Source organism: Paralcaligenes ureilyticus (assembly GCF_004346225.1).
Classification (GTDB): domain Bacteria; phylum Pseudomonadota; class Gammaproteobacteria; order Burkholderiales; family Burkholderiaceae_B; genus Paralcaligenes; species Paralcaligenes ureilyticus.
Map to the genome: position 1 here is coordinate 127,233 of NZ_SMAJ01000002.1, position 23,160 is coordinate 150,392.

Genomic DNA, 23,160 nt, shown 5'->3' on the forward strand with positions numbered 1-23,160 from the left:
AAATAGTGAAAACGAGTCGCCCGAAATGACGCAGCGGCTGCTGCACGAGCTACGCGTGCATCAGATCGAGCTGGAGATGCAGAACGAAGAACTGCAGCGCGTGCAGGTGGAGCTCGAAGCGTCGCGAATGCGCTATTTCGATCTCTATGACCTGGCGCCGGTGGGCTATTGCATAGTCAGCGAGCATGGCCTGATTCTGCAAGCCAACCTCCATGCCGCCACGTTGCTAGGCGTGTCTCGCAAAGTGCTAGTTAAGCAACCAATTAGCCAGTACATTTTCAAATCGGACCAGGACACTTATTATCTGTGCCGCAAACAGCTTTTGGCGACAGGCCAAGCGCAAACGTGTGAGTTGCGTATGGCCAAGAGCGATGGCTCGCGTTGTTGGCTGCAAGTAACACTTAGCGCAGCGCAGGGCGTAGGCGGCGAGCCCACCATGCGTATGGTGCTCACTGACATTGGCGCGCGCAAGGAGCTTGAGTTGAAATTGAATAGCGCCCTCGCCTTGAGAGAAAAAGCCAACCACGCGAAATCCAGCTTTCTCTCAGGCATCAGCCACGAGTTGCGTACCCCGCTCAATGCAATTCTCGGGTTTGCTCAGCTTATGGAATCCGCGGACCCACCGCCCACGTCTTCCGAGAAGCGCAATATCGACCAGATTCTTCGAGCGGGATGGCACTTGCTCAAGCTGATCGAAGAAATCCTCGATCTGGGCCAGATCGATGCCGGCAAGTTGTCGCTTTCTTTAGAGCCTGTGTCACTGGCCGAGGCGATGGACGAATGCAGGACCATGATCGAACCGCAGGCGCAACAACGCCGCATCCACATGCTCTTTCCTCAGGCTGACACGGCGTATGTTGTCATAGCCGATCGGACAAGGATGAAACAGGTCTTCATCAATATTCTTTCTAACGCGATCAAGTACAACAAGGTTGCGGGAACGCTTGTCGTGAGCTTTGCCGTCACCGCGCATAGGCGCATTCGCGTCTGTATCGAGGATACTGGCGATGGCTTGTCTTCAGAACAAGTGGCAAAACTGTTTCAGCCGTTCAATCGCTTGGGCCAAGGGGCGAGCGCTACACAAGGCACGGGCCTGGGCCTGGTGATGACCAAGCGCCTGATTGAAATGATGGGAGGCAGGATCGGCGTGCAAAGCACGCCGGGCAAGGGCAGTGTGTTCTGGGTGGAATTGAACCTCAGGGAAGGAGACCCATTGTGAAAGTTACCGAATCCGAAATTCTCAACGCCAGCATCCTGATCGTGGACGATCAGGATGCGAATGTGGCCCTTTTCGAGCAGATGATGCGGCAGGGCGGATATACCTGCATTGCCTCGACGATGAACCCTAAGGAAGTCTGTGCGCTGCACCGCGCAAACTGTTATGACCTGATTCTGCTCGACCTGAAGATGCCCGGCATGGATGGGTTTGAAGTCATGGAAGGGCTCAAGGAAAACGATACAGAAGACTATCTGGCGGTCATCGTGGTCACGGGGCAATCTGACGATAAATTGCGCGCCTTGCAAGCGGGCGCAAAGGATTTCATCAGCAAGCCATTTAGTCTGGTCGAGGTCAGAACACGCGTACGCAACATTCTGGAAGTACGGCTGCTATACAAGAAGCTTGACAGCTACAACAAGATGCTGGAACAAGCCGTCTATGAGCGCACGGCCCAGCTGACCGAGAGCGAAGCCCGCTATCGCAGTTTGGTGGAACTGGCCTCCGACTGGTATTGGGAACAAGATGAAAACGGTTCTTTCACCAAAGTTTCAGGACCAGTCCTGGAGATACTTGGAATGGATGCACGGCCCGCGGCCGAAGACCTTAAAAGTGTCGCACTTACCGTGACCGCGGAAACAGCAGACGCTGCATCTACCCTGGAGGGCGCGCCGGCGGGTGATGCACCCACCAGTTGGAATGAAGCACAGCGACAAGCATTGCAGGCAAAAATCGAAGCACGGCAACCGTTTCTGGATTTCGTCTTCAGCCAAGTCAATGCAGACGGCTCGCGGCGACAATTTCGGGTGAGCGGCGAACCCATGTTCAATCGATCCTGCCGCTTCATCGGCTACCGCGGGATAGGCGTGGAAATCATCGCGGAGAAATAGGACGCAAGTGCTCGATCTGCCTGGCACTACAACGTTGCCAGCATTGCTACTACTGTCAATGCCATTGTCCCCGTAGCCAGCCAACCTAGCCATTGAAGCCCGTGGCTTACTTTGAACTGCCCCATAATGTCCAAACGCACAGCCATCAGCATCATGATGAACATGATCGGTACGGAAATCACTCCGTTGATGACAGCGCTCCAAAATAGCGCTTTGATAGGATCTATGGGTGTGAACCCCATTGCCACGCCCACCACGATGGATACTGCGATGATTGCGTAAAATCGTTTGGCTTGATAGGGTTTGAGTTCCAGGCTATTTTTCCATTTGAATGCGCCCGACATCGCATAGGCGGCCGAACCCGCCAGTACGGGTAGCGCCAGCAAGCCGGTGCCGATGATCCCGGCGCTGAACAGGACAAAGGCGAATTCTCCCGCAATCGGGCGCAGCGCCGACGCGGCTTGCGACGCCGATTCAATGTTGGTGACGCCATGCAGATTGAGCGTGACGGCAGCCGTTAACATAATGAAAAACCCCACGAGGCTCGAAAACCCCATCCCGATCAGGGTGTCGAGCTTGATCCGGCTTAGATTGGCCACTGCTTCGCCAGGAGCTCCCCGTAGCGCGTGGGCCTGCGAGTCTGCGTGGATGTCTTCCACTTCCTGAGAGGTCTGCCAGAAAAACAGATAGGGACTGATGGTGGTTCCGAATACGGCGACCACAGTGGTGAAATACGCTTGCGTCCAGGAGACATGCGGCCACACGACCCGCCGCGCAACTTCAGGCCAGGGAATATGCACCACAAGCGCGGTTCCCACGTAGGCAAATAGGGCAAGTGTCAGCCACTTTAGTATGCGCACGTAACGGTGGTAGGGCACAAAAACCTGCAGCAGCAATGACAGTAGGCCAAATCCCACCACATATAATTGCCTGGGGCCGCCGACAATCAATTTCAGGGCTTCTCCCATGGCGGCGACATCCGCGGCGATATTGATGGTGTTGGCGATAAGCAGAAGCCCCACGGCGCTGTACAGCAGCCATTTCGGATAATGCAGGCGGATATTGGTCGCCAGCCCGTGGCCGCTGACACGGCCAATAGCGGCGCTGATCATTTGTATACCCACCATCAGTGGGTAGGTCAGCACCATTGTCCATAACAAATTGAAACCGAACTGTGCACCTGCCTGCGAATACGTCGCAATGCCGCTAGGATCGTCGTCAGCCGCGCCCGTGATCAGGCCTGGGCCGAGCTTGCTCACCAGGGAGTCGTCTGCAACCGGGTTTGAAAATTCGCGGCGAATTATTTTTTTCATGGAGCTCTGGCTTTTTATATCGCTAGCTCATTAGCCGCGCATAGACGGCTGCCTGCAAGTTCTGTTCCCGGGTAAGATGAGCGCCTCGAAGCAGGGGCCGGGCAACTTAGCGTGCGATGGTGTTCGGAAGCAGGCGATCGCACTCGGTCTTGACAACGGCATAACACTCGCAGGACCGCGCCTCGAGCCCTGGTCGGTCAAGCACCGTGATGCGACCGCGGCGATACTCGATGAGCCCCGCTTTTTGCAAGTTTCCAGCGGCTTCTGTGACCCCTTCCCGACGCACGCCAAGCATATTGGCGATGAGCTCTTGCGTCATGACCAGTTCATTGGAGGGCAGGCGATCCAGGCTGAGCAGTAGCCAGCGGCACAGTTGTTGATCCACGGTGTGATGGCGGTTGCACACCGCCGTTTGCGCCATTTGGGTCAGCAGCGACTGCGTATAACGTAGCAACAGGCGTTGCATCGGTCCCGCACGATAAAACTCGTCTTTAAGCAGTGGCCCTTTTAGCTTGTACGCGTGCCCCGCACTTTGGACAACCGCTCGGCTGGAGGTGGATTCGCCGCCCATGAAAAGCGACACGCCCACGATGCCTTCTTTACCGACCACGGCGATTTCAGCCGATTCTCCATCTTCCAGGACGTAAAGCAGCGACACGATAGCGGTAGTAGGAAAATAGACCCAGCGCATTTCCACGCCCGATTCGTAAAGCACGCTGCCCAACGGCATCTCGACGAGTTCCAGATTCGGCATGAGGCGCGCATATTCGTCTGCTGGCAGAGCAGCGAGCAGTTGATTGTGTGCTGGCGCAACAGCGGCGGGCATGATTCTTTTCCTATGACAAAAACCAGTGCATTTTACAGCCGTATCCAATACGTCTATGTATGATAGCGCACAGACTGAATCCGGCGTCTGGATTATGCTGAACTTGTTCCTCGGATTTCACATTGCATACGACGATTCTGCATTGCGCAGGCCTTAGGTGTTCGACCATCAATCACTATGCAAGGCCGTTTATGATAAGACGCCAGTTACAACAGAAAATGCTCGCTTGGGAGTCGCGTCAATTGCTTCTCGAGCGGCCTGCCGTGCAGAAGAGTTTTATAGAAGAAAACTCAATACAAGACAAGGTAGTGGCAAAAATAAAGCGGAGCCTGTCCGTCCGGGCGCTGGTGGGTGCCATTTAAGCTGAACATCTTGATTTTCCGCATGGAAACTCCTTTATATCTTGGCATGCGTACCCGTTCCGAGCCTCGCCTGTGCGTCGGCCAACTTGGTTTCGAGCTGGTCGATACGATCCAGCAGTTTGAGCGCTAACGCCAGGCCGTGCGAATCCAGCTCGAAATCGTCGCGTAGCCGGCGCGCCGTGCGAGCAATAACGATACAGTGGGTATAAAAAAAATAATTGCCTGGATCCTGATTGGAGGGTTCGATAATGCCGGCTTCAATCAAGCTTGACAGGTCGCCTCGATCAAGACCAGATACCTCGATCAGATGGTCGAACGAGCAGATGTCGCTAGTGTTGAGCCACACGCCTTCCGCGATATGAGTGGTCATGATTTTGCTCCTGCCTGGAGGTGCACACGCGGGTTGAAGATCGATTCTGCGGCCAATTGAGTGAATAGTTCGCGTTCGCGCGCCGTCAGGGCCTTGGGTACATCGATCCGTACGACCGTGTATAGATCGCCTTGTTCACCGTTGGCGGCTGGCAGCCCGCGTTTGCCAAGACGCAGTTTACGGCCAGCCACCGATCCCGCCGGAATCGTCATTTCTACGGCGCCACCCAGTGTAGGGATCTGAATGCTGGCTCCCAACGCGGCTTCCCAGGGAGACAACGGCAGCTCGCTATATAAGTCATGGCCGCTCACCGTATACATTGGGTGGGGTTGAATTTTTATGACGATATACAGGTCGCCCGATTTACCGCCATGCCGGCCCGGGCCGCCTTTTTCCGGAAGGCGCAGACGCTGGCCGTCGGCTGCGCCTTTGGGTATGCGGATCCGGAATGTTTTAGGGTTGCGGTGCAGCAATCCGTGATCGTCATACTCGGGCAAGACGATGGTGACTTCTGTTTCGGCGCCGCTATAGACTTGTTCCAGCGTAACAGGTACGGAAAACTCAAAGTCCTGGCCCTGCAAGGGGCGTGTCGAGCGCTCGGCGCCATTGCCGCGCTGCGCCGCCGCAAATGCCGACAGCAAATCGGCCAGGTCGACATCGGAAAAATCGGCGGCAGTTTCGTGAAATTGTTCTTGCCATTGCTGTGGCGGTACAAAGTCTTCTCCCTGGGGATGGCGCCCTAGGGTATCGTAGGCGGCTCGCTTTTCAGGGTCTTTCAGGGTGGAATACGCCTCGGCAAGCTCTTTAAATTTGTTTTCAGCATCGGCGCTTTTGGATATATCGGGATGATATTTGTGGGCCAGTTTTCGATAGGCCTTTTTGATATCGGCAAGCGTAGCGTTGCGCTCAACCCCCATCACCTGATAATAATCAACAAATTTCATTGAACCTCCCGAAAAACGAGACCATTATCGCGCGACAAGGCACCCATTACATGCAAGTATCTCAATGATGCCTATTCTGCGCAAGCACAGTCGGTGGTCGAATGGGCGCAGAGAGGATTGGGCGATGGCAGCCACAAGGGCTGCCGCTACAACAACGCATCCGTCGCATGTAGCGGCAGCCCTTGTGGCTGCCATCGGCGCAATCAAGACGGTATCAACAATGAGCGAGTCATTCAATATCGGTATACTTCGAATCATGAAACATCTTCCTCCAGATAACTCGGTCGAAACCGTTAGCGTGCGTATCACAGGGCGCGTGCAGGGGATCGGCTTTCGGGCAGCCTGCATACGTCAGGCACATAAGATGGGTGTTACCGGGTGGGTCCGCAATGCGGCCGACCAGTCAGTCGAGGCCATGCTTCAAGGACCCCACGATCAGGTCGATCGAATGCTATCCTGGCTACTGACCGGACCGCCCGGCGCGCGGGTCGATGAGGTAAGTAGCGAGGCGTTGGTCACCGATCGTCTTTTTGACCGGTTCGAACAATGGTAGGCGATTCTTATCGCCCAAGCACCTGAATGTCATAATCCACTCGCTGCACGCCCGGGACTTGACGTGCAGCCTGCACGTCGTTTTGGGCAATTAACTGGTTATCTGCAGACCCGCGCAATGTGACGACACCGTTGTAGGTCGCCACTTGAAGGTTTGTAGCACCAGAGCCTGAAACCCTGCTTATCGCCTGGACTACATTGGCGTTAATCGACGCATCGTTGTTGATCGGGGCCATGCTGCTTTCAGTGCCACGGTAATAAAATGGGCCCGACGCGACGCGGCCGGTTTGCCCGTTTTCGGGCATTGTGTTGCTGTATTCGTTCGTGCCTGACTGATTGGGGCGAACTACACAGGCTGAGAGCGCGAACGCGGCGGCTATCGTAATCAAAATATGTGTGTATTTTCTGGATGTGGTCATGGCGACTCCTTGTGTACACAGAGAAGAAAAAGACCGGGCGGCTGCGAACAAAGTCTTGCCTATGCGCCGCCCAATCCGAAAGGCTTACTTTGAAACTTTGACCTCTGGCAGTGCTTTTAACTGGTCCTTGGTATAACCCTCAAGGACTAAGTGGTCATTGGTCTTTGTGATTTTGTCAAACGGGACAGCCACATTGTGCTCGCCCATTCCGAGGAACCCACCGGCGCCCACGACGAAGGCCGAAGCCTTGCCGTCAGGGGTAAGGACGACGTCTTCGATAGCGCCGATTTTTTCGTTCTTCTCGTTGTAGACAGTCTTGCTCATTATTTTGTCTTTCACGCTCCATCCTGAAATTGTTTCGGTGGACGCCGAGTTGGCAGGGATGGCCATACCTGCGCCGGGAGTACTCGGAGCTGCGGGATTGGCGGAATATGGAGCAGTTGGGCTGTGGTTGGCAGCCGGCGGCGCCGTAGCGGCGGTCTGCGCAAATACGGTGGGCGTCATTGCAAAAGGTAATGCATATAGGGCAACAGCTAGAAATTTCTTCATAAGTGATTCCTGAGAGTGACCAAATCGGGTCGATCCAGTGCAAGCAAGCGCCATGCCGCGGTCCGATTGGTTGGCCCGGGCACGCTGGTTGCTGTAAGCTATTTGTACGCAATTCTTGCGGAACAGATTCAAACAAAGAGGTGTTTTTATGAAAACGACTAAACGTATGGCGGCTTATGCATTAACTGCGGCAGCTTTGCTGAGCTTGGGTGCGTGCAGCGGCATGTCCAGGCAGGGCCAGAACACGGCGATAGGCGCAGGTGTCGGTGCTGTCGGCGGCGCCGTCCTGACAGGCGGCAGTACGCTTGGGACTCTGGGCGGCGCGGCGATAGGTGGTGTGGTCGGTCACGAAGCGTCCAAGAGGTAATGCCGATTTGAAACCTTGACAATAAGGAGGCTGACATGCTCTACACCATTGCAATGATTCTTATTGTTTTGTGGCTGCTTGGGCTGGTTACGTCGTATACCATGGGGGGCTTCATTCACATCCTGATTGTCGTCGCGATCATTATGGTTCTGGTTCGCCTGGTTACCGGCCGCACTCCGTAGCTCAACCCGCGACCGGACTCTTGTGAGTCAAAAAGGCATGCATCCTGCCGCGAGGCTAGGGCGCATGCCTTAATGTTTCTGATTGCATGTGCGTCTATAGACTGCCCGCATGCGCCTACACGCCCAAAACCAACAGCATCAGGAAGGTTGCGAACAGTACAAAATGGGTCATCCCTTCTATGGCATTGGTTTGGCCGTCGTTTAGATTGATGGCCACGACAATCAATGTAATCAGCATCATGACCGTCTGGACAGGGGTCATGGCCATCTGGAAAGGTTGACCGCTGTATAGCGCCAAGGCTTCCATGGCCGGAACGGTGAGGATGACGGTCGATAGCGATGCGCCCATGGCAATGTTCACCACCGATTGCATGCGATCGGCCAGCGCCGCCCGCAACGCCGTGAGCATCTCTGGAGTGGCCGAGATAAAAGCGACAATCAATGCAATCGAACCGGGTGGCGTTGGTATGCCTCGTAGACCCTGGCCCAGTGCGGGAGGCATTAATTCGGCCAGCGCGCCCACCACGATTATTCCTCCTACGATCACGGCAATTGAATGCGTGCGGCTCAGGCCTTGCGACAAGACCGGCAGGCGTCTGCGCTTCTTATTGGGATAGCTGTAGCTAAAGAAATAGCTGTGCGGGCCTGTTTGCATGCGCAGAAACACACCATACAGCAATATCATGGCGACAATCGTAAACACTGAATAAACCTGCCAGTTTTCGGCTGCGATGAACTCGGGAACAATCATCGAAATTCCCATGGCAGTCAGAATCATCACGCTGTATGTGCGCGCTGAGTCGTCGTTATAGGATTGCTCGCCGTGTTTAATTCCGCCGATCAAGGCGGCCATCCCCAATATGCCATTGATATCAAGCATAACAGCGGAATAAATGCTGTCGCGCACCAATGTTTTGGATTCGATACCGATGGTCATGACGCCCAGTACGACCACTTCAACCAGTACGGCCGAGAGTGTCAGGATCATGGTGCCGTAAGGGTCGCCGACCTTTTGCGCCATCAGTTCCGCATGGGAAGCGATACTCAGGGACGCGCACAGAATGGCGGCAATCAGAATGATCAGTACGCCCAGCGCAAGAGCGCGCCCTTCGTAAGGAAAGTAGATTTTTGAGGCGTATCCGACGATGGCCGTCAGGATCGCAATAAGCAAGAATTTTTCTTGCTTGAGCAAATCTTGCATAGGCGTTCAGCCCTTTCATGGCATGTCTCAGATAGCTCATGCACCGCGGGAAAGATTACATAGCTCTTCGCAACTCTGCCGCCGGACACTTGATCTGGGCACGATACTTCGACACCGTTCGGCGTGCGACGACGATTCCATCGTGAGCCAATTTGCCGGCCAGCGCCACGTCAGACAGCGGCTCTTCGGGATTTTCTTCTTCAATCATTTCCCGAATCAGCGCGCGCACGGCCATGGCCGAGCAGGTTCCTCCCGATCGAGTCGCCAGTTCGCGCGAGAAAAAATACTTGAATTCGAAGATCCCGCCCGGAGACGCCAGGTACTTATGGCTGGTTGCGCGCGATATGGTGGATTCGTGCAGGCCGAGCTCGTCAGCGATTTCGCTTAGCATCATCGGGCGCAGCGCGACTGCGCCATAGTCGAAGAATGTCTGCTGCCTGGCTACGATGGCCTGCGCCACACGCTGTATGGTGGTATTGCGTTGCTCCAGGCTGCGCACTAGCCAGCGTGCCTCCTGCAAGGCGTGGGTCATCGGAGAACGATCGCCGCCGCGGGATTCACGAAATAATTTGGCATAGGTGTTGTTCAGGCGCACTTGCGGCGCCGTATCCTGGTTTGCCATGGTCACCCATAATTTTCCGACCCGGCGCACGACAGCGTCTGCAACGACATAGCATGAGGGATCGATCGGTGTAAAACAGGCGGCGGGGCGAGGGTTAAGGCGGCGTATCAGCGCACAGGCTTGCTTGGTCTGCTGTTCTGTGCAGGCCATAAGCCTGGTCAGCCCGCTGTAATCGCAGCGCCCTAGTTGATCCAGCGCGCGAGCAACAATGCGTCGAGCGAGTTCGAGACCCGCTGTACCATCGGGCAGGGCGCTTAACTGTAAGGCCAGGCATTCAGACAGGTCGCGCGCCCCAAGGCCTGGCGCGCCTAGTTGCTGAACCAGCTTCAAGGCGGTGATCCATTCGCTGGCGCTGACCGCAGGACGAAATTGTTTGGCGTCGGCCAGGTCGGAAAAAGCCGTTCGCAGATAGCCATCCGGATCCAGTGCTTCAATAATGAATTCGGTCAGGCACCGCTCTCGTGCATTGAGCTTATAACCGCACAGACTGGCGCGCAAGATGTCCTGCAGGTTGATTTGACTCTGGGCCCACAACCCCACATCGTTGTCTGTGCGGTCATGGTTATACGCGCGCGGATAGTCACCTGAGTAGGTCGCAGGAGCATCGGACAGAGTGTCTTCGACGCGCTCGACAGTAGCGCTACCATTATCCGGCTTTTGATTTTCAGGCCGGTCTGTCTCGCCGTTTTCCTGGTGGCGCTGGCCTGGCAGGTTTGTTTCGGGGGGCGGATCGGCCGCTGGGTCCGCCCATGGCGTGTCGGATGTAGTCGAGTTATCGGCAGGATCTTCCAGGAAAGGGTTGCTTGCAATAGCCTGAGCAACTTCATGATTAAAGTCCAGTGTAGACATTTGCAGCAGCTTGACCGATTGCTGGAGGCGTGGCGTGAGGCTGGTTTGTTGTCGCGCCTGTATCTGATAAGTGAGCTGTACCACTTTGCACCTCGTTTTAGAAACTTGGGTTTTTGGGCTCTATATAAACGACTAAAGCAATAACCATGCCAAGTATTGAAACGAGAGCAGATTGTGTAATTTAATCAGAGAAAATGTACGTAAGCGTCAGTCGAATTGGCCGAATTTTTGCGTGACAAATTGTCTCTACCGCCTTACCTCGCACCAGGAACCGGCCAAACGCAGGGCTGCATTCTATAAATTACCGGCTTGTGTAAAAAGTACCGATCTATGAGCGACGGCAAGAGGGTCGTTCGGCGGGCACGTTCCATGCTGTTTAACTCAAAATGGCTTTATGCAGGAATAGACAATGGAAAATTTTGCCAAAGAGCGTGCGATGATTCTCGTGCTGACGCGCAACCATCGTGCTCAGTTGTTAAACACGCTTGAATCGCTTCGTCAAATGCCTGGAAGGTGGCCGATCATTGTGGTTGACAATGGCTCAAGCGACGGCACAGCAGCTGCCGTGGCCTCGCGCTTCCCCAAGGCCATGCTGATCAGGGCTACACGCGATTTGGGTGCGGCGGCGCGCAACATCGGTGTGGCCTATGTGCATACCCCTTATGTCGCTTTTTGCGATGACGACACGCAATGGGAGCCAGGCGCCCTGGATCGCGCGGCGGATCTGCTTGATGCCGCCCCCGATGTGGCGGTGCTGAGCGCTTGTGTACAGATGGGCGCCACGCGTGAGCCTAATCCTCTTTGCTCGTCCATGATGCACAGCCCTTTAGCCAGGGAGCATCTGCCGGGCCCGCAATTGCTGGGTTTTATGGCGGGGGCCTGCGTTATGCGTACGCGTGCTTTTTATGACGTAGGTGGCTATTGGCCACCATTTTTCCTTGGGGGGGAAGAGGCATTGATGGCCTTGGATCTGGCTGCGCGCGGCTGGCGCATTATCTACGCAGACGATGTCGTCGCTCGACATTTTCCAGCCTCGGAGCTCGATACGCGGCAAAGACAATATCTGCTAATACGCAACGCGATCTGGCTTGCATGGATGAGATGGCCTTTGCGCGCGGCGTGGCGCGAAACCCATATTCAGTTTACACAGGCTCATCGATGCCGCATATTCGGACGTGTGTTGCTGCAGGTGCTGTTGGGTCTGCCCCGGGCATTGCGCCGGCGCAAGGTCATTTCACCTGCGATAGAAGCCATGAGGGTGCAGTCCGATCACGCAGCCGTGCCCCCGCTCATTAGCCCGGGATACTGATCCCAAGTCGCAGCAGGGCGCTGTTCGTGAGCACGCTATTCGGGCATGCTTATTGCTAGCCTGAAATAATCCCGAGAGGCATCCTTGTCATGAGGTTGCGCTATATCCGGGCTTTAACAAGGAGCACCTATGAGTGTGAAAAACCATCGCGCCAACATGAGCCGCCAAAAAGAGCGCGTCGCCTTCGACGTAAAAGATTTGATGGCCGGAGCCGAAGCCCTATTGCGCTCCACAGCGGCTTACACCGGTGAGGAAATCGAAGACGCACGCGTCAAATTGCAATCGCAACTCCAATCCGCGCAGGAGCAGGCGGGGCAATGGAACCAGTTGGCGAAAGACCGATATCGTGAAGCCTCGGATATTGCGGATGAGTATGTGCACGATCATCCCTGGGGTTTATTGGGAATCGTCGCAGCGCTAGGGGTAGCGGCGGGCCTGTGCCTGGGTAGTGAGAAGTGCCGACGGTAATTGTGCTGGGAATTGCCAGGTGTGCAAGCGTTTCTGCTGTGATATCCCGGCGCGCCCGCGGCGGTGTCCGGTGCTACTTCCGGATTTTCACTGTGGCTGAGAGTGCACGCTATTGGTAGCCTTCCACCGCCGGTTTGGTCACTTCGCCAAGGCAGATCATGGTTAGTCCAGACCAATTTAATGTATGTTACCGCACAGACAGCCCTAGTTACTTTGGCTAGCATAGGTTTCACACGAGCGTTCGATGTGTCAATAAATATCGAAAATTTGTTTACGCTTAATAAATACGTAACGAACATTTTCATGTACCAACGACTTATAAAAAGTGAATACCATGTTGCGTAATAAACTACTGCCGCTCGCGATCCTGGGCTTGGCGATCCTGGTCTCGGGTCAAAGCGCTTTTGCCGTAGACCTGCCCACCGCGGGAAGCCAAATCCAGCAAATTCCTCCGCCTCCTACTCCGGAAAAAGCGGCGCCCGAGGTTCAAGTAAAGCAAAAAAGCGCCCCGACCGTTGTCATGCCCGACACCGTGAAAATTCTCGTCAACCGTTTGCGCGTCACGGGCGCCATTGTCTATACCGAGGCGAACCTGGTGGCGCTGACGGGTTTCAAGCCGGCAAGCCAGTTGACACTCACCGAGTTGCGCGCGATGGCGGCCAAGATCACGGATTGGTATCACAAAAATGGTTACTTCGTTGCCCGGGCCTACTTGCCCGCACAGGATATCAAGGGCGGGGTGGTGACAATCGCTATAGCGGAAGGCCGGTACGGAAAGGTCATATTGCGTAATCATACCAACCTCTCGGATAGTCTCGCCCTTAGCCAACTAAGCGGCATCAACACCGGAGACACGATCGCGATTGACCCGCTCGATAGCCGCCTTTTGCTGCTCTCCGATATACCCGGCGTGATTACCACTTCCACCCTGACGCCCAGCGCCTCGCCTGGAGCCTCCGACCTTATCGTTGACGTCGCTCCAGGTCGACGCATTACGGGAAGTATTGATGCGGACAATGCGGGCAACCGCTATACGGGTGAGTATCGTCTTGGCGCGACCGTCAACTTTAATGATCTGTTAGGCCGCGGCGACGTCGCCAGCGTGCGCGCAATGACTTCGGGCCGTGGCATGAACTATGGCCGAGCCTCTTACCAAATGCAATTTGGAAAGGCGACCGTCGGGGTCGCCTACAGTCGCCTGGGTTACAGGCTGGGTAAAGAATTTGAAGATCTTGACGCCAACGGCACTGCGGAGGTCGCGAGCGTATATGGCAGTTATCCCCTGATCCGATCACGCAACAACAATCTGTATGCCCAACTTGCTTATGAGGACAGAACCTTTAAAGACAGGCAAGACGCGACCGGATTCGCCACCGACAAGAAGGCGCACGTGCTGATGGCCAGCTTGTACGGCGATCGCCGCGACAATCTCGGTGGCGGCGGGTTGAATCGTTATTCGCTTACCTGGTCCTTCGGCAATCTGAACATACAGACTCCCGAAGCCCGGGCTTACGATAACCAATATGCACACAGCAACGGCGCCTACAACAAAATTGGGTTTAGCGCCTCGCGGCTGCAGCATATAACCGATTCGGTCTCGTTTTACGCGGGAATCAGAGGGCAATGGGCCTCGAAGAATCTGGACATATCAGAGAAGATGGAGCTGGGCGGCATGTACGGCGTGCGGGCCTATCCGGAAGGTGAAGCCTTTGGAGATCAGGGCTATATATTGAATCTGGAAGCTAGATGGCAACTGCCGAAATTCGCGCCACGGATGCCCGGACAGGTCCAGTTGATAGGCTTCGTTGACACCGGTACGGTGATAACTAACAAGAGTAACTGGACGAGTGGCCCAAATCGCCGAACGTTAAGCGCTGCGGGCGTAGGAATCAATTGGGCGGAAGCCAATAACTTTTCAGTGACTGCCTATTACGCTCATAAGCTGGGCAACGCGCAGGCGCAATCGGGGCCAAACAAATCGGGCCTATTCTGGATACAGATGGTGAAATATTTCTGAGAATGGTGAACGGAAACGACCATCCACTTCACGAGTCTTTGAGAATAATAGAGAGTAGCAAAATGAACTGTATTCATAGACCGACAGCGAACCAGAGAACCTGGTATCGCGCAACTACGCTAAAAGCGCTGACTATTTCATTGATGATGTTATTCGGAGTCACTGCCCACGCATCCCCGATCGGGGGCGTCGTAACGGCAGGCAGCGCCAGCATCAGCAGCGGCCCCGGCAGCACAACCATCACGCAATCGACACCGAATGCGGCGATCAACTGGCAAGGCTTTAATGTTGCGCCAGCTGAGGCCGTGCGGTTTGTACAGCCTGGCAGCGGCTCGGTGACGCTTAACCGCGTAGTGGGCCCCGACCCTTCCAGTATTCTTGGGAGCATCACCGCCAACGGCAAAGTATTTCTGGTCAATCCCAACGGCATTCTGTTTGGCCCGGGGGCACAGGTGAACGTGGGCGGACTGGTCGCTTCCACTCTGAACATCTCCGATAGCGACTTCATGGCAGGGAGATACAATTTTTCCGGCGGGAGCAACGCCACAGTACTCAATCAGGGATCGATCAACGCCGACGGCGGCTATGTGGCGCTGCTCGGCGCGAACGTCAGCAACGAAGGCGTGATCTTGGCTAGGCTCGGCACGGTGGCGCTCGCAGCGGGCAATGCGACGACCCTTGACGTGGCCGGCGACGGACTGCTCAATGTCACAGTGAATCAGGGCGCTGTCAATGCGCTGGTTCAAAACGGCGGCCTCATCAAGGCCGACGGCGGGGTGGTGCTCATGACTGCCCAGTCAGCCGGTGGCTTGCTCACAGCGGCGGTCAGCAACACCGGTGTGATCGAGGCGCAGACTATCCAGAATCGCAATGGCACGATCAAGCTGCTGGGGGATATGCAAAACGGCGTCACGAACGTGGGCGGCACACTGGATGCCAGTGCGCCCAATGGTGGCAATGGCGGTTTTATTGAAACATCCGCAGCTCACGTAAAGATTGCGAGCAACGCGAATATCACTACTGCCGCACCCACCGGACTGACAGGCACCTGGCTGATCGACCCGCAGGACTTCAACATTGCTGCGACGGGCGGCGATATTTCGGGCGCGACGCTTTCCAACCTGCTGGTCACTAACAGCGTTGTCATCAGTACGAACACTGGATCCACTGCTGCGGTAGCCGGAACCCCGCCGGTGACTAGTCTGTATGCGGCAACGTCCGGCAATGGAGATATCAACGTAAATGACGCTGTCAGCTGGACCGCATCCTCCAGCCCAACGACCTTGACATTGAATGCCGCTCGGGATGTGAACGTGAACCGCGCGATCACTGCCGTCAACGGCAATTTCGTGGTCTGCTGTGGACGCGATGTCAATGTGAAAGCAGCCATTACGACGACCAATGGAAGCGTCCTATTAAGCGCTGGGCGCAATGCAAACATCGACGCGGCCATGACAACGACCGATGGCAACATCATGATTTGCGCGGCGCAGGACGTGAACGTAAGCGGGGCCATCACTTTGACCAGAGGCAGCAGCATCCCCAGTCAAAGTCTGGGACTGCCTCTTGGTCTGGTGCTAAACAGCGGTTACGGCGGCACAGGACCGGGATCGGCGGGCGGCACAGTCACCTTCGCATCCGGCACTCCCCCCGCCGCAGTGACAGGACCGAACGCACCGGTCACTATCTATTACAATCCGGTTTCATACACATCGCCGACGGATTATTCCACCCACTTCACGTTAACCAACGGCGCCACATTGACTCAAAAAATGTTGGTTTTCCCAGGTGGCGCCGATCGGGCCTACGACGGAACGACTGCAGCGACCTTTTCATCATTGAAGGGGAATCCCGCCGGCGTGACACTGATTTCGGGCTCAGGCAGCACGGCCACGTTCGATACCGCGCTCGTAGGAACGGGTAAGACAATCACGTTTAACGGCTATAGCCTTGGCGGTGTGAATGCAGGCAATTTCGCTTTGGCGACTTCTTGTTGCGCACCCGTGTCTGGGAGAACAACCGCTAGTATCACTGCCAGCACTGTTCCATCTGGTAGCACTGTTCCGTCCGGTAGCACTGTTCCATCTGGTAGCACTGTTCCGTCCGGTAGCACTGTTCCATCTGGTAGCACTGTTCCGTCCGGTAGCACTGTTCCACCCGGTAGCGCTGTTCTACCCGGCGGTCAACCCGTCTCGCCTGGCGAGATGCTGGGTGTGATCCCGATCATTGCGCCGCTTTCGACGCTGCCGTTCGCGCTATCGGTGTTGCCCACTGTCACGCTGGCCGAAACGCCTCCCGAGCTACTCACTCTGGTGCGGACTCCAGAGCATCCAAGCGTCTATGTGCCTCTCTACCCTAAACGCAGGCGGTACCTAAATTGAGACGCACAATGGCGGCAACGGTGACCAACGGGGTTTGCTTTGGATTTCTAGCCATGTGCTTGAGCTTGCCGCAGGCATTCGCGGCGGGCGTTCAGAACCAGACTGAGAGCGAGTCCCCCGAGGCCCAACATCTGGCAAACTGGGTCATCGACTCGGGTGACAACGGCAAAATGCCGTTTGTGATTGTCGACAAAAAAAACGCCAGAGTACTGGTATTTGACGTGCGTGGCCGACTGCGCGGCTCGGCGCCTGCGCTGCTCGGACTGACGCGCGGCGACAACATCGTCCCCGGCATTGGCAAGCAAAAGTTGTCGACCATTCGCCCAGATGAGCGCATTACGCCGTCAGGCCGCTTTGTCGCGGGGCTAGGACACATTCTTAGTGGACAGGAAGTTCTTTGGGTCGATTACGATGCCGGAATCGCCATACATCGTGTGGTTACAAGCAATGCCAAGGAACACCGCGCACAACGCCTGGCAAGTCCGACGGAGCTGGATCATCGTATTTCCTATGGCTGTATAAACGTTCCCGCCAAGTTCTATGAAAACGTAGTAAGCCCCGCGTTTCGCAAAACCAACGGCGTTGTCTATGTACTGCCGGAAACTCGGTCCGGCGCGATCGCTTTTTTTGCGCAATACGGTCATTAGCTTAGAACGCTGGCGCAATGTGGCACCACTATCGGCCGGCTGATGGGCGTTACCGAGTCGCTGATACGCGATGCCACGATTAGCGCTCGCGGCAGCGCCACCCTAACAGGCTCCTCAACTACATACTATGACTCATACACAAAAGTTATGGCTGGCTCGTTTTTGCTTGTGACATAATTTTTATGTGTGCTAGCGTACAGATAATTATCAGGCCCCAAACTAGACTCACGCTTGAGGTAACGCGATGCCTCTAAGTCTTATGAAGTTTATTTGCAAAGGGCTGGTAGCAATGTCCCTATTGCTGAGTGGTCGCAGCGGCAGCCACCTAAAATTTCTGAGCCCTCAATATCCGGTTGCGGACATCCGGCGCACACATTTTCTTGAGTTAGTTTTCATGATTTCTACTTTACGAAGCAAAGTGCTGCTAGTGGGTGGCGCGATGACAACCCACTGAGGGATATGACATGTTAGGAACAATTTTATTAGTTATTTTGGTTTTGCTGCTGATCGGTGCAATCCCAAGTTGGCCCCATAGCCATGGCTGGGGTTACGCCCCTAGCGGCGGTGTAGGCCTGGTGCTGGTGATTGTCATTATTTTGTGGCTGACGGGCGTGATATAGCGTGTTTCGGTGCCCTTTATTCAGATTCTTTTAGAAGGTGAAGTATAGAATAAAACTCAAAGTTGAGGAACAATAATAATGATCGAAATTATAGTAATTGAGCCGCACGCCTTGCTGCGTCTGGGCGTGTTGCAGGTTTTGGCTAATATGGAACCGCACTGCAAAATTGAAGGTGCTGACTATTCTTCGCTCTCGGAGCAAGCTCCGGCCAATCCGGAAATCGATCTGGCATGACGGCTTCTTCCCCAAAGCTCTCGTCCGTTCCAATGATATCGCCGCCGGTTACATTGCCGGCCGGCCATGCGCCTCACGCTCCACACTTACCGCAGGCGATAGGCCAGAGCATCGTCCCTCTTGCGAAGGGTGACGAGTGCAACGATTTGAGAAACTACATTGCCATTTCCCCAGCCTGTATATACTGCTAATCGCCTTATTGCGGCCTTACCGCACAAGGACCGGCAGCGCCTCCTGATCGCTTGTAAACCGGTCGAGTTAATATTTGCCCAGATCCTGGCCGAACCGGGTGATCGCATTCGCTACGTTTACTTCCCTACGAATAGTTTTATTTCGCTTTTGACGCCGATCGAGGGCAGCCCTTGGCTGGAGGTTGGGCTAGTGGGCGACGAGGGGATGTTCGGCGCTTCGCTCGTGCTCGGGGTGGATAGGGCGCCGCTACAGGCTCTGGTACAGGGCTGCGGGACGGCACTGCGTATGACGGCGGCAGCCTTTCGCTGCGAGTTCGGCCTGAGCCTTGCGCTGCAACAACGGTTGAAGCGCTACCTCTACGTGACAATGAGTCAGCTTATTCAAACTGCCGGATGCACTCGTTTCCATGTGGTAGAGGAGCGTCTTGCCCGTTGGCTTTTGATGACACAGGATCGGGCGCACTCGGACGAATTTTATGTCACGCATGAGTTTTTGGCTTATATGCTGGGCGTGCGCCGCGTCGGTGTTACGACTGCGGCCATGACGCTGCAAAATCGCAAACTGATCCGCTACAGCCGCGGGAATATCACCATCCTGAACCGCCATGGCCTTGAAGCAGCATCTTGTGGTTGTTATGAAGCAGACAAGGTCAGCTACGCGCGGCTAATGGGCTAGCCAGTTGGCCTTCACGACCCCGTTGAGCCTACTTCCATTCAAACATCAGTCTTGCGGTGCCTGTGCCGCCAATATCTGCCTTGCGTGACTGCGTCTTACCCTGATAGGTAGCCAAAACCTCATACTTGCCGGCTGGCAGGCGGGCCAGGAAATAAGGTCCTTCAGAGACCACATTCAGCACTTGCTTGCTTTGGCTGTCGCGTACGACCACCTGTACATCGGACACATATTCGGCGTTCCCCTCGCGGTTGCTGGCAAAGGTTAGCGCCAACGGAAATTGCGACATGGCTGCCTTGAAGGCTGTCGATTCATCAATTCCTATGCCGCCACTGACATAGTCGGTAGAGCCTTGATGGTGCAAAGGAGGCAGCTCTGCATGAGCCTGGGTATAGGCCAGCGCTCCGATAAGCAGGATGGCGGCAAGCATGAATCGTGCGGTAGTTTGTGATGCAGGTTTGGACGCGGACGGAAAAACGGTATTTGCTGCGGGTCGATGCGATGTGTGCTTAATCATTTTTTTCTCCAGATTAGTGTTTGATCTCGTTCTAATGGACCGCTTTATGTTTGGGATCGACTCTTTCCCATGCCTGGTCACTGTCATTCTTGGCTTTCTTCATGCACATGTCTTTGGCATTGCCATTCATGCTCATGCATTCTTCTTTATCCATGAGATATTTCGCTTTGATCTGTTCCTTGGACATCGTGCCCATGGCGCCAGGCGTCGTTGATATACTCGACTTCATATTAGAGCTGCTTGGGGCTGTGGGCATCGATGTCTGGCTTTGTGCAGAAAAGGCAATCGCACATAGACCCAGTATGAGTGTGCTTAAAAAGGGTTTGACGGTTTTCATATAAATTTCCAAAATAAAATAGGATATGGCCCGGGCACCGCTACGAAGCATGGAAATGGCTCGGTTCAATGCCGCAGCAACTGCCATGCCGTGCGCAAGCGGGAGGGTGTAGGTGCGTGACTTGCTGGGGAGCCTGAGCGCAGACGCTCTGCGGCAACGGGCTCCTTCGGCCCAAATGAGCCCGTTGTTTTCCCATCTGCTTTAGCAAGGAGCTTTTTCATGAAAAAAACCAGCCCATCGTCTGACAAAAAACCCTACCCGGATGACCATACAACGGCCGAATCCGAATCCGATTCGGCCGTGAGCCATCATCAAAATAAAAAGACACCGTCCCAAAAGAAGGAGGATTCTCTGGATGAAGGCTTGGAAGAAACCTTTCCCGCCAGTGATCCGGTCTCTATTACCTCCCTCAGCACCGTCGCATCCGGGCCGCGAGAAAGACGCTTTGTAAAAAAAATACGGTTGTTTGTAAATAATCCACGGCAAATCCTATAGCGCGTCCTGACTGGGGATAGGCACGGAATTTGCTATAGGTCGGCAGCACATTACGGCGGCCTGGTTTCCTGCCGCTCATTAAGGAGGTGGATACGTGAGCTCTCCGTTACGGTTCGGGAAAATGTTGCCCAATGTCGGCAACAACAGTTATTCGACCGAGGCGCCTCACGCCGAAATTGACCACATTGTTTCGGCGCTTCGGCGGCGCTTGCTCGCGGGCGCTTTGTTCCTGCCTTAGGCGGCGTGCTCTTTGGCTGTGCCGACAGTAAAACGCCTGGTCAACCTTATTACCGAAGTTACTTCAATGATAATGAGCGCCGGTTTGTCGACGCGGCGACTGCCAGGTTGATCCCGGACGAAGAGAGCGGTACCGGAGCCCCCACTGCGGCCGTGGCCTTTTTTATCGATCGTCAATTGGCCGGTCCATATGGGCAGGCTGACCATTTAGGGATCCAACTTAAACTTGACGAACCGGCATGAATCTTGCTAGGACGTGCACATGTAGGTGTGACTAGTTTGCACCATTTTGGGAGATGGACATGTCTTTGATCGTAGCCGCAAGATTCGATACCTTTCCCGCTGCTGAAGACGCGGCCGAAAGTCTATATAGGCATGGCTTTTTGGACCGAGACATCAGCACCTTCTACGTCGGCATGCCGACCCATGGCGACACCAGCCCACCAGACCCGGATTCCCAAGGGGGGGAATGGGGCGCCATTGTGGGAGCGGCGTGCATCGGGCTGCTCCTCGCCATTTTGGGGGCCGTCACTGCCTGGCGCATCAGAGACACCACCACGGCAATGTTGATCGGAGCCGGGCTGGGCGCGTATCTGGGTTCGCTTTGGGGCGCGTTGTGGGTAATGGGGCGGCGCGCGCGTAGACGCGCCGTCGCGCCGTCGGTGCAAACGCCACCCAAGGTGCGTGAGCCCGGAGTGTTGCTGGCGTTGCACGTTGCCCCGGAGCAGGAAGAACACGCGTGTGAACTGCTTCGTGGGGCAGGGGGCCACAACGTGGAGCGCGCGCAAGGGCGGTGGCATCACGGAGAGTGGGAGGACTTCGATTCTTTGAAGCCACCAGAACTAAAGCCCGAACCCGCGCTGACGCCGTAGGTGAGAGTGTCGAATTAATCATCGCCGAATCTGAAAAGGGCGTTGCTTTAAAATCTGCCCCTAGTCAAGAAGATCACGCATTTCGCCGGCGTGTTCCTCTTCTTTGGTCAGGATTTCCATCAACATAAGTTTGGTCGTAGGATCGGTATCGCCTATTTTTTCAATCATCTGACGATATGATTCAACGGCGACGCGTTCAGCAATGAGATTGGCCCGGATCATGGCTTTAATATCGCTGGAACTGTCATATTCGGCATGACTGCGTTGGGTTAACGTAGCCGGATTGAAATCCGGCTGGCCGTTTAATTGAACGATGCGTTCGGCAATTTGATCGGCATGGCCTTGCTCGTCTTGAGCGTGTTCAAGGAACTCGTCCTTGATGGGCGTGTTCACCAGCCCTGTGGCGGTGTAGTAATGCCGCTTATATCGCAGTACACAGACAAGTTCCGTGGCCAACGCGCTATTAAGGAGAGCCAGGATTTCGTCACGATTGCCCTGATAGCCCGCGGTGACAGCGCCATCATCCATATTTTTCGCCGCTTCTCGAATCGCGGAGATGTCCAGCGGTGATCGATAGGCCGCCGCTGGTTTGGATTGATTTGAGTTCATGGTTTTTCCTGATGAAAAAAGAAGTTTATTCGTCCCAATAGCCTTTTCTGCCATAGAAGTGATGCAGTTCTGCCTCGTAGTCTCTATCCAGCGCCATGTCTTCGTTATATTCGGGGCTGTTTTGGATCTGTTCGCGGGTGAGCTTGGTCTGTACGGTGGAATCTGTCCAGTCTATGTTTTCGATCCACTGGGTTGCGACCAGAACTTTTTTTCCACCTGGCCACCAATTATGCGTGTCCACCACCAAATAGCGTATGGCCCATTCTTTATCGTCGAAGATAAAATCTTTTACGTGGCCGATATCTTCATCGGTGCCGCGAATGTCATAGCCGCATACCTCATCGCTGCTATGCAAATGGATGTCTCCAGGCCTGTCTTCAGAGGCTAGGACACTTGATTCTTCGCGCCGCTCGGCCGCGGGCGAAAGACCTTCGGCCACTGGAGACATGGGCATCGGATAGGCGCCAATTCCCCACATATAAGGGCCCGTCCAATACTGCTCGTAGCCGTAATAGCGTGAATATTCGCTTTCCGACTGACGTGATACAGGTTTTTTTGTATCGACGTCGGGCGCATTTTTAATCTGCTGGCGCGTCAATGAAACCTGTATGGTTTCTGATGCATCGTCGATGGCTTTGATGGAATAGGGAGACAGCAGCACGGGCTGTTTGGACAACCACGAACCTGTCTCTACGATCAGGTAGCGAACGCCCCATCGTTCATCGTCGAAATATATTTCTTTGACGCGACCTAACTCGTCATCTATCGCGCGAATGGCATCGCCATTCAAACTGGCTACTGTGCGTAACATAAGGCAATTCCTGGGCTGGTGGATATCAACATTCAAACAGCAATTGCCGTGCCCGAACGGGCGATCTACAGCCACGTTCG

Annotated in this window: 29 protein-coding genes; 17 read left to right on the forward strand and 12 right to left on the reverse strand. The window is 54.9% G+C overall.

The window, feature by feature from the left end:
- Positions 1 to 25: 25 nt before the first annotated feature.
- On the forward strand, positions 26 to 1,219 hold the full coding sequence (locus EDC26_RS02885; protein WP_165930885.1) for a PAS domain-containing sensor histidine kinase: 1,194 nt from the start codon (positions 26 to 28) through the stop codon (positions 1,217 to 1,219).
- Positions 1,216 to 2,106, forward strand: coding sequence for a response regulator (locus tag EDC26_RS02890; RefSeq protein WP_132579764.1), 891 nt, complete (start codon positions 1,216 to 1,218; stop codon positions 2,104 to 2,106). Before EDC26_RS02885 ends, EDC26_RS02890 begins: the two co-directional genes overlap by 4 nt.
- A gap of 26 nt (positions 2,107 to 2,132) precedes the next feature.
- Here EDC26_RS02890 and EDC26_RS02895 read toward each other — a convergent pair whose 3' ends face one another.
- From EDC26_RS02895 to EDC26_RS02910, 4 genes are all read right to left on the reverse strand, one after another.
- Entirely contained in the window at positions 2,133 to 3,419 is a 1,287-nt protein-coding gene (locus EDC26_RS02895) for an NRAMP family divalent metal transporter (protein WP_132579765.1), read from the reverse strand.
- Positions 3,420 to 3,525: 106 nt separating this feature from the next.
- The gene (locus tag EDC26_RS02900) at positions 3,526 to 4,245 is read right to left on the reverse strand and encodes a Crp/Fnr family transcriptional regulator (RefSeq protein ID WP_132579766.1); all 720 of its coding nucleotides are present in this window, start codon (positions 4,243 to 4,245) and stop codon (positions 3,526 to 3,528) included.
- Positions 4,246 to 4,641: 396 nt separating this feature from the next.
- A complete protein-coding gene (locus tag EDC26_RS02905; RefSeq protein ID WP_132579767.1) occupies positions 4,642 to 4,977 on the reverse strand; it encodes a chaperone modulator CbpM in 336 nt (111 codons plus the stop codon).
- The gene (locus EDC26_RS02910; protein ID WP_132579768.1) at positions 4,974 to 5,921 is read right to left on the reverse strand and encodes a DnaJ C-terminal domain-containing protein; all 948 of its coding nucleotides are present in this window, start codon (positions 5,919 to 5,921) and stop codon (positions 4,974 to 4,976) included. Before EDC26_RS02910 ends, EDC26_RS02905 begins: the two co-directional genes overlap by 4 nt.
- A 220-nt stretch (positions 5,922 to 6,141) precedes the next feature.
- Here EDC26_RS02910 and EDC26_RS02915 point away from each other — a divergent pair, with 220 nt between their 5' ends.
- Positions 6,142 to 6,474, forward strand: a complete 333-nt coding sequence (locus EDC26_RS02915; protein WP_425012214.1) for an acylphosphatase — start codon at positions 6,142 to 6,144, stop codon at positions 6,472 to 6,474.
- Positions 6,475 to 6,481: 7 nt separating this feature from the next.
- Here the strand turns inward: EDC26_RS02915 and EDC26_RS02920 are convergent, their stop codons facing one another.
- Positions 6,482 to 6,892, reverse strand: a complete 411-nt coding sequence (locus EDC26_RS02920) for a BON domain-containing protein (protein WP_132579769.1) — start codon at positions 6,890 to 6,892, stop codon at positions 6,482 to 6,484.
- A gap of 84 nt (positions 6,893 to 6,976) precedes the next feature.
- Entirely contained in the window at positions 6,977 to 7,441 is a 465-nt protein-coding gene (locus EDC26_RS02925; protein WP_165930886.1) for a PRC-barrel domain-containing protein, read from the reverse strand.
- Positions 7,442 to 7,589: 148 nt separating this feature from the next.
- Between EDC26_RS02925 and EDC26_RS02930 the strand changes: the two genes are divergently transcribed.
- Together EDC26_RS02930 and EDC26_RS02935 are read left to right on the forward strand one after the other, a co-directional pair.
- Positions 7,590 to 7,808 carry a glycine zipper 2TM domain-containing protein gene (locus EDC26_RS02930; RefSeq protein ID WP_132579771.1) on the forward strand — a complete coding sequence of 73 codons (219 nt, stop codon included), beginning with the start codon at positions 7,590 to 7,592 and terminating at the stop codon, positions 7,806 to 7,808.
- Between the two features lie 35 nt (positions 7,809 to 7,843).
- Entirely contained in the window at positions 7,844 to 7,990 is a 147-nt protein-coding gene (locus EDC26_RS02935; RefSeq protein ID WP_132579772.1) for a lmo0937 family membrane protein, read from the forward strand.
- Positions 7,991 to 8,105: 115 nt separating this feature from the next.
- On the opposite strand, the gene EDC26_RS02940 is transcribed toward EDC26_RS02935, so the two are convergent.
- Entirely contained in the window at positions 8,106 to 9,191 is a 1,086-nt protein-coding gene (locus EDC26_RS02940; protein WP_132579773.1) for a calcium:cation antiporter, read from the reverse strand.
- Between the two features lie 55 nt (positions 9,192 to 9,246).
- On the reverse strand, positions 9,247 to 10,746 hold the full coding sequence (gene rpoN, locus EDC26_RS02945) for an RNA polymerase factor sigma-54 (protein ID WP_132579774.1): 1,500 nt from the start codon (positions 10,744 to 10,746) through the stop codon (positions 9,247 to 9,249).
- Between the two features lie 325 nt (positions 10,747 to 11,071).
- Between rpoN and EDC26_RS02950 the strand changes: the two genes are divergently transcribed.
- The 8 genes from EDC26_RS02950 (at position 11,072) to EDC26_RS02980 (ending at position 19,205) form a co-directional block, all read left to right on the forward strand.
- Entirely contained in the window at positions 11,072 to 11,971 is a 900-nt protein-coding gene (locus EDC26_RS02950; protein ID WP_243700759.1) for a glycosyltransferase family 2 protein, read from the forward strand.
- A 129-nt stretch (positions 11,972 to 12,100) separates the two neighbouring features.
- Positions 12,101 to 12,439, forward strand: a complete 339-nt coding sequence (locus tag EDC26_RS02955; protein WP_132579775.1) for an ElaB/YgaM/YqjD family protein — start codon at positions 12,101 to 12,103, stop codon at positions 12,437 to 12,439.
- A gap of 334 nt (positions 12,440 to 12,773) precedes the next feature.
- Positions 12,774 to 14,456, forward strand: a complete 1,683-nt coding sequence (locus tag EDC26_RS02960; protein WP_132579776.1) for a ShlB/FhaC/HecB family hemolysin secretion/activation protein — start codon at positions 12,774 to 12,776, stop codon at positions 14,454 to 14,456.
- 62 nt (positions 14,457 to 14,518) lie between these two features.
- Positions 14,519 to 16,837 (forward strand): two-partner secretion domain-containing protein, encoded by a 2,319-nt coding sequence (locus EDC26_RS02965; protein WP_132579777.1) that lies wholly within the window; start codon positions 14,519 to 14,521, stop codon positions 16,835 to 16,837.
- Positions 16,834 to 17,484 (forward strand): hypothetical protein, encoded by a 651-nt coding sequence (locus tag EDC26_RS02970; RefSeq protein WP_243700760.1) that lies wholly within the window; start codon positions 16,834 to 16,836, stop codon positions 17,482 to 17,484. Before EDC26_RS02965 ends, EDC26_RS02970 begins: the two co-directional genes overlap by 4 nt.
- A gap of 464 nt (positions 17,485 to 17,948) precedes the next feature.
- On the forward strand, positions 17,949 to 18,104 hold the full coding sequence (locus EDC26_RS02975) for a DUF3309 domain-containing protein (protein ID WP_132579778.1): 156 nt from the start codon (positions 17,949 to 17,951) through the stop codon (positions 18,102 to 18,104).
- Between the two features lie 78 nt (positions 18,105 to 18,182).
- Entirely contained in the window at positions 18,183 to 18,338 is a 156-nt protein-coding gene (locus EDC26_RS20050; protein ID WP_165930887.1) for a hypothetical protein, read from the forward strand.
- A 159-nt stretch (positions 18,339 to 18,497) separates the two neighbouring features.
- On the forward strand, positions 18,498 to 19,205 hold the full coding sequence (locus EDC26_RS02980) for a Crp/Fnr family transcriptional regulator (protein ID WP_132579779.1): 708 nt from the start codon (positions 18,498 to 18,500) through the stop codon (positions 19,203 to 19,205).
- Positions 19,206 to 19,233: 28 nt separating this feature from the next.
- On the opposite strand, the gene EDC26_RS02985 is transcribed toward EDC26_RS02980, so the two are convergent.
- Positions 19,234 to 19,719 carry a carboxypeptidase-like regulatory domain-containing protein gene (locus EDC26_RS02985; protein ID WP_243700761.1) on the reverse strand — a complete coding sequence of 162 codons (486 nt, stop codon included), beginning with the start codon at positions 19,717 to 19,719 and terminating at the stop codon, positions 19,234 to 19,236.
- A 31-nt stretch (positions 19,720 to 19,750) separates the two neighbouring features.
- Positions 19,751 to 20,143, reverse strand: a complete 393-nt coding sequence (locus tag EDC26_RS02990; protein WP_132579780.1) for a hypothetical protein — start codon at positions 20,141 to 20,143, stop codon at positions 19,751 to 19,753.
- Between the two features lie 132 nt (positions 20,144 to 20,275).
- Here EDC26_RS02990 and EDC26_RS02995 point away from each other — a divergent pair, with 132 nt between their 5' ends.
- The 4 genes from EDC26_RS02995 (at position 20,276) to EDC26_RS03005 (ending at position 21,660) form a co-directional block, all read left to right on the forward strand.
- Positions 20,276 to 20,551, forward strand: a complete 276-nt coding sequence (locus EDC26_RS02995) for a hypothetical protein (RefSeq protein WP_132579781.1) — start codon at positions 20,276 to 20,278, stop codon at positions 20,549 to 20,551.
- Positions 20,552 to 20,645: 94 nt separating this feature from the next.
- Entirely contained in the window at positions 20,646 to 20,789 is a 144-nt protein-coding gene (locus EDC26_RS20055) for a hypothetical protein (protein ID WP_165930888.1), read from the forward strand.
- Between the two features lie 5 nt (positions 20,790 to 20,794).
- Positions 20,795 to 21,031, forward strand: a complete 237-nt coding sequence (locus tag EDC26_RS03000; RefSeq protein WP_132579782.1) for a gluconate 2-dehydrogenase subunit 3 family protein — start codon at positions 20,795 to 20,797, stop codon at positions 21,029 to 21,031.
- A gap of 59 nt (positions 21,032 to 21,090) precedes the next feature.
- On the forward strand, positions 21,091 to 21,660 hold the full coding sequence (locus EDC26_RS03005) for a hypothetical protein (protein WP_132579783.1): 570 nt from the start codon (positions 21,091 to 21,093) through the stop codon (positions 21,658 to 21,660).
- Between the two features lie 60 nt (positions 21,661 to 21,720).
- Here the strand turns inward: EDC26_RS03005 and EDC26_RS03010 are convergent, their stop codons facing one another.
- Both EDC26_RS03010 and EDC26_RS03015 read right to left on the reverse strand, forming a co-directional pair.
- Positions 21,721 to 22,269 (reverse strand): ferritin-like domain-containing protein, encoded by a 549-nt coding sequence (locus EDC26_RS03010; protein WP_132580087.1) that lies wholly within the window; start codon positions 22,267 to 22,269, stop codon positions 21,721 to 21,723.
- A gap of 25 nt (positions 22,270 to 22,294) precedes the next feature.
- A complete protein-coding gene (locus EDC26_RS03015; protein ID WP_132579784.1) occupies positions 22,295 to 23,080 on the reverse strand; it encodes a PRC-barrel domain containing protein in 786 nt (261 codons plus the stop codon).
- Positions 23,081 to 23,160: the final 80 nt, after the last annotated feature.